The 5,147-nt window shown below is 69.8% G+C and carries 6 protein-coding genes and 1 pseudogene; 1 reads left to right on the top strand and 6 read right to left on the bottom strand.

All coding sequences use genetic code 11. The annotated features are described in order from the left end of the window. Positions 1–172: 172 nt before the first annotated feature. Positions 173–436 (top strand): hypothetical protein, encoded by a 264-nt coding sequence (locus ACFWVE_RS34635; RefSeq protein WP_384023129.1) that lies wholly within the window; start codon positions 173–175, stop codon positions 434–436. A gap of 161 nt (positions 437–597) precedes the next feature. On the opposite strand, the gene ACFWVE_RS34630 is transcribed toward ACFWVE_RS34635, so the two are convergent. The 6 genes and pseudogenes from ACFWVE_RS34630 to ACFWVE_RS34605 all read right to left on the bottom strand — a co-directional run. After that, complete coding sequence (locus ACFWVE_RS34630; protein ID WP_384023126.1) at positions 598–1,314, bottom strand: NADPH-dependent F420 reductase; 717 nt, start codon at positions 1,312–1,314, stop codon at positions 598–600. Between the two features lie 162 nt (positions 1,315–1,476). Continuing rightward, positions 1,477–1,989 (bottom strand): flavin reductase family protein, encoded by a 513-nt coding sequence (locus ACFWVE_RS34625; protein ID WP_384023123.1) that lies wholly within the window; start codon positions 1,987–1,989, stop codon positions 1,477–1,479. Beyond that, the gene (locus tag ACFWVE_RS34620) at positions 1,989–3,302 is read right to left on the bottom strand and encodes an NtaA/DmoA family FMN-dependent monooxygenase (RefSeq protein ID WP_384023120.1); all 1,314 of its coding nucleotides are present in this window, start codon (positions 3,300–3,302) and stop codon (positions 1,989–1,991) included. The genes ACFWVE_RS34625 and ACFWVE_RS34620 overlap by 1 nt, the downstream gene beginning before the upstream one ends. 439 nt (positions 3,303–3,741) lie before the next feature. Further along, the gene (locus ACFWVE_RS34615) at positions 3,742–3,978 is read right to left on the bottom strand and encodes a hypothetical protein (protein WP_384023132.1); all 237 of its coding nucleotides are present in this window, start codon (positions 3,976–3,978) and stop codon (positions 3,742–3,744) included. Continuing rightward, positions 3,918–4,637 (bottom strand): IS3 family transposase, encoded by a 720-nt coding sequence (locus ACFWVE_RS34610; RefSeq protein ID WP_384023118.1) that lies wholly within the window; start codon positions 4,635–4,637, stop codon positions 3,918–3,920. Before ACFWVE_RS34610 ends, ACFWVE_RS34615 begins: the two co-directional genes overlap by 61 nt. A gap of 76 nt (positions 4,638–4,713) precedes the next feature. After that, positions 4,714–4,950, bottom strand: a pseudogene (locus tag ACFWVE_RS34605) (transposase); the annotation flags it as partial. Positions 4,951–5,147: the final 197 nt, after the last annotated feature.

The following is a 5,147-nucleotide window of genomic DNA, read 5'->3' as shown; positions in this document are numbered from 1 at the left end:
GGAGAGCTACGAGGCCGGACTGCACCTGTGTGGGGCAATGCTCTGGCTCCGCAGCATCGCACCACACTCTTGATCCGAACTCCAGACAGGACCTAAGAGCGAGCCCGCGGGAAGCCCGGACCGCATCGCCATCCCCGTCGCCGCCGACCGCGACCGGGACCGTCAGGTGGCCATGGCCCTGGTCGAGGACACCGGATGTGACGCCGTCGACGCCGGGACCCTCGCGGATTCGTGGCGTCAGCAGCCGGGCGCGCCGTGCTACTGCACGGACCTTTCCCGCCAGGAGATGCCGGGCGCGCTGGCCGCCGCGGAGGCCGATCGCCTGCCCCGGCGGCGCGACCTGGCCGTCGCCGCGATCCAGGAAAGGGTCGGGGACGCCACCACGAATCCCGACGCGGGGTACGGCGTCCGCCTGAACCGGGTCCTGTTCATGTGAGCAAAAGGGGTCCGCCCCGTATGCGGACATCTCGTCCGCCGTCGAGCGGTACACGCCTCCGCCCGCCCCGAGTGCCCTTTGGCCCCGGCGTCGTTCGACGCCGGGGCCAAAGGGGTTCGCGCGCGCAGCGCCCGGGGCGGGCGTTGCTCGGACATGTGCTGTCAGAAGGTGCGCGCGGCCACCTTCACCCGCTGGGCGGTCTGCAGCGCCTCTTGCAGCTTGTCGGCGGGCAGTGCCGCCGCGGGGGCCTGGAGCATGTGCTCGGCCGGCACCTCGGGATCAGCGAGGTAGATACGGGTGTAGGCGCCGGCCTCGGGCTCGAAGCGCCAGCTTTCGTCCAGGGTTCCGGCATCCACCGTGTCGAAGCCGAGCCGGCCGATCAGTTCTGCCGCCCGGGCCTTCGCGTCGGGGTCGTTTCCGGCGATGGGCAGGGCGCTGCGGTCCGGTGCCCCGGCGGGCCGGGCCAGCTGGGGGATGTGGTGGGCCAGGATGTTGTTGAAGGCCTTGACCAGCAGCGCGCCGGGCAGGAGCTGCTGTTCCAGCTCGGCCGTGGTCACCTCCTCGGAGTCGAGTTCGGCGATCCGGCCGTCGCGAAACGGGTAGTAGTTCCCGGTGGACAGCACGGTCCTACCCTCCAGCAGGCCGGCGGGCAGGTCGCGGTACGCGGTCAGGGGAATGCTGAGCACGGTCGCCTCCCCGGCGCGGGCGGCCTCCTCGACGGTGCCTGCCGCGGCGCGCGGCCCCAACTCCCCGATGAGGTCCGTCAGGCTCTGGGGACCGCGCGAGTTGGCGAGCACCACGTCGATGTCTGCAGCCACCGCCAGCCGTGCGACCGCGGATCCGATGTTGCCGCTTCCGATGATTCCCAGCGTCGGCATCGTTGCTCCTTGCTTCCTTGGTGTCCCCGGGACCGAGCGGCCCGGGCAGGTTTCGGTGACGGTCGTCCGCGGCGCCGTAAGCCGGGCGGGACAGGGCAGGCGAGTCGCCTCCTGCTCCGGGCCTGGCCCTAGATCCCATACCTGCCTCGACGTGCCGCACGGTCAATAGGCCAGTGGTGTGTGCGTGCCGAAGGAGCGCCGGTGATACGTCAGCGGTCCCAGGGATCCCTCACCCGGCTTCGCGGCCGTTACACGGGCGAGCAGGACGGTGTGGTCCCCGGCTTCGACACAGTCGGCCACCTCGGCGGCGATCCATGCGGCGGCGTCAGGCAGCCGCGGCAGTTCCTCGCTTGGCGACCAGTCGATTCCGTCGAACTTGTCGGGTCCGGAGCGGGCAAAGACGGAGGCCAGATCGGCCTGGTGCGCACCGAGGACGTTGAGGCCGAAGCGGCCGCTGCGGCGGATGACCGCTAGCAGGTGCGAGCGTTCGTCCAGCGATACCAGCACCATGGGCGGCGTCAGGGACAGGGATGCGAAGGCGCTGACCGTGGTGCCGTGCGGGCGGCTGCCGTCCAGGGCGGTGACCACGGCGACCGGAGACGCCACGATGGCCATGACGTCGCGGAACGCCTGCTGCGCCGCTGTGCTGGATTGCAGAGAAGCGCTGGTGGACATCATCGGGCCGCCGTTTCCGTGACGCGCGGGTCGAGGCCGTACTGTTCGCGCGCGTGGAGATGGTCGCGCAGGGTGGGGCCTTCGTAGTCGAGGTGGAACAGGCCGCGTTCCTGCAGGAGGGGGACGACCTGGTCAACGAAGGCGTCGACGCCGTCGTGGTAGCCGTCGATGGCCAGGGAGAAGCCGTCGCAGGCCCCGACCTCGAACCACTGCTGCATGTGGTCGGCCACGTCCTCGGCGGTGCCAGCCACGACCGGGTGGTAGTCGATGACGCCGTGGGCGAGCACGTCGCGCAGGGTCCAGCCCTCCCGGGCCACCTCCAGGGCGCGGGCGGAGCGCGGGTCGCGCGGGCTGGGCACGGCGTCGGCCAACTGGTCCGCGGTCAGCGGCTCGTCGATCTGCCCGTAACTGAGCGGCAGGCCGATCATGGCGCCGAGGTAGCGGACGCGTTGACGCAGATCTACGGACTCATCCAGGAACCGCCGCCGGTCGAGGGCGGCCCGGCGGGAGCCGGCGATGGCCGGCATGAAACCGGCGAACATCTTCACCTCGTCCGGGTCCCGCCCAGCGCGCTTGGCGGCATCGCGCAGCGCCTGGCGCTGCGTCTGGCCGTCCTCGATGGTGTAGGGGTTGGCGTAGACGCCGTCGGCGTAGCGGCCGGCCAGCTCCAGGCCGTAACTACCGCCGCCGGCCTGGAAGATGACCGGCTGGCCCTGTTCGGAGGGCGGAATGGGCAGCGGGCCGCGGGAGGCGACGTGGCGGCCCTGGAGGCCGACCGGCTGGATCTTGTCCATGTCGGCGAACCGCTTGCCGTCCACGTCCAGGACCCACGCGTCCTTCTCCCAGCTTCCCCACAGTGCCTGCACGATCTGGACGACCTCGTGGGCCCGCTCGTACTTCTCCGCCCGCGGGGGGACAGCGCGGCCGAAGTTCGCCGCGGCGGCGGGGTCGGAGGTGGTGACAGCGTTCCACCCGGCCCGGCCGTGGCTGATCACGTCCAGCGCCTTGAACTGGCGGGCGAGGCTGTAGGGCTCGTTGAAGGTGGTGGAGGCGGTGGAGACCAGCCCGATCCGTTCCGTCTCGCGCGCTATGGACGTCATCACCAGCAACGGGTCGATCGCGAAATGCGGGACCTGGTGTTCGAGGTCCACGTCCAGAACCGGAGTGTCCGCGAAGAACAGCAACTGGATTTTGCCTCGCTCGGCTGCCTGCGCGTACCGCACGAACTGGTCCATGTCCGTATAGCTGCGCAGGTTCGCCCCAGGAAGGCGCCACGCCCCGGGCTCGGCTCCGTAACCGCTGGTGAACTGCATGCACAGGAGCATCTGACGGCTTGACACGACTAGCCCCTCCAGGCAAGACGAAGAAACGGAGAGCGTCTCCGATTACCACTCTCCGACAATACGGAGACTTCCTCCGCATTGTCAAAGAGGGCGTGTCGGGCGAGAAGAAGCCGGCCTAGATACGGGATCGCTGGGCGTACAGGCCAACCACGCTTCTCTAGACCCGAGGGACGATAAGTGCGGGCAATGTGCAGCCCTGGACTCGATTGCCAGCGTCTCTATGCCAGCCGGAGAACCCCGGCGCGCGGTGCCGGAAGGGGAGGAGCGTGCCAATAACATCCCGGCAGGTGGAGCGGGGAACGCGTGAGACATCAGCTGGGCGGGACACGCCAACGCGTCGCATAGCGCCGTCCAGCATCAGGTCTCTGCCGACGGTTGAAGTTTCCCCGTGACCTTGGACACGTCGTCGTTACGCCGCGAGGGCCTGATCCTGCTGGTGACGCAGGCGTGTCTCGTGGGACGTGAGCTGGCCCCAGGGGATGTGCTTGCGCAGACGGCGTCGGTTGTAGAAGGTCTCGACGAAGTCGAAGATGTCGGCGCGGGCGGTGGCCCGGTCGGGCCAGAAGCGGGGGCCGATCCCCTCTTTCAGTACGGCCCGGAAGCTCTCCGCGGCGGCGTTGCCGAAGCAGCTGCCGGTCCGCCCCATGCTTTGCCGAAACCCGACTCGCTTATTTTTACTCGGAGTTGACCGGCGGTGTATTCCGATCCGCGGTCGCTGTGGATCACGCAGCCGGGCTCCCGGCGGCCCAGCTTCGCGGCCATGTCCAGGGCATCCACGACGAGGCCGGCGCGGTGGTGGTCGGCCATCCAGTAACCGACCACCACGCGCGTGGCCAGGTCCAGCCACGAGGCGAGGTAGAGCCGGCCCCCGGCGGTGGGGATGTAGGTGATGTCCCCGACGATCTTCGTGCCGGGGCGGGTGGCGGTGAAGTCCCGGCCGATCAGATCCGGTGACGGGGCAGCCCGGGTGTCGGCCTTGGTCAGGCCGCGGCGTCCGGTGCGCCGGCTGTTCCCGGCGATGCCGTGTTCCCGCATGACCCGCTCCACCCGCTTGCGGTTGACCGGCCGGCCCCGCCGGCGCAGTTCGGCGGTGACGCGCGGGACGCCGTAGTTCCGCCGGGAGGCGAGGTGGACCACCGTGATCTCGTGGGCCAGTGCCTCGTCCGCCCGCCGCCGCGCTTCGCGGGCCTCGGCCCCGGCCACCCACGCGTAGTACGTGGAGCGGGCCGTTGTCATCGCCTTGCACAGCAGCGCGACCGGGTGGTTCGCCTTCCCCGCGTGGATGAACCGGCATACCGCGCTCACCGGTCGCCCTCCCTCGCGAAGAAGGCCGTCGCTTTTTCAGGATCTCGATCGTCTCCGCCTGCTCGGCGGTCAGCTTCCGCAGCCGCCTCAGCTCCTCGTCCCGATCGTCGGCGGCCTGCCCCGCCCGCACGGCACCGGGTCCCGATCCGGTGCCCTGGGCGGCGCGGGCCTTCTTCACCCACCCCCGCAGCGACTCCGAACTGACCCCGAGCTCCCGGGCGACCTCGGTCACCGTCCGGCCCGACGACCGCACCAGCTCGATCGCGTCCCGCTTGCACTCCTCCGAGTACCGCTTCGTGTACTTGCCTCCCACCTGGCACAGCTTCCTCTGGGCGCTCACACCCCAGTCTCCAGGTGTCCACGATCAAGGGGAAGCTTCAGTTGATCACCAGGTCATCTCTTGTGCGAAAAACTCCGTCGCCTTGCGGAGAATGTCCCGTTCCGTGGCGAGCCGGTGCATCTCCTTGCGCGCTGCCGCCAGCTCCCGGCGCAGGGCCTCGTTCTCGGCCT

Source organism: Streptomyces sp. NPDC058632 (genome assembly GCF_042717095.1).
Lineage (GTDB): Bacteria > Actinomycetota > Actinomycetes > Streptomycetales > Streptomycetaceae > Streptomyces.
This window is presented reverse-complemented; position numbering and strand designations above follow the sequence as displayed.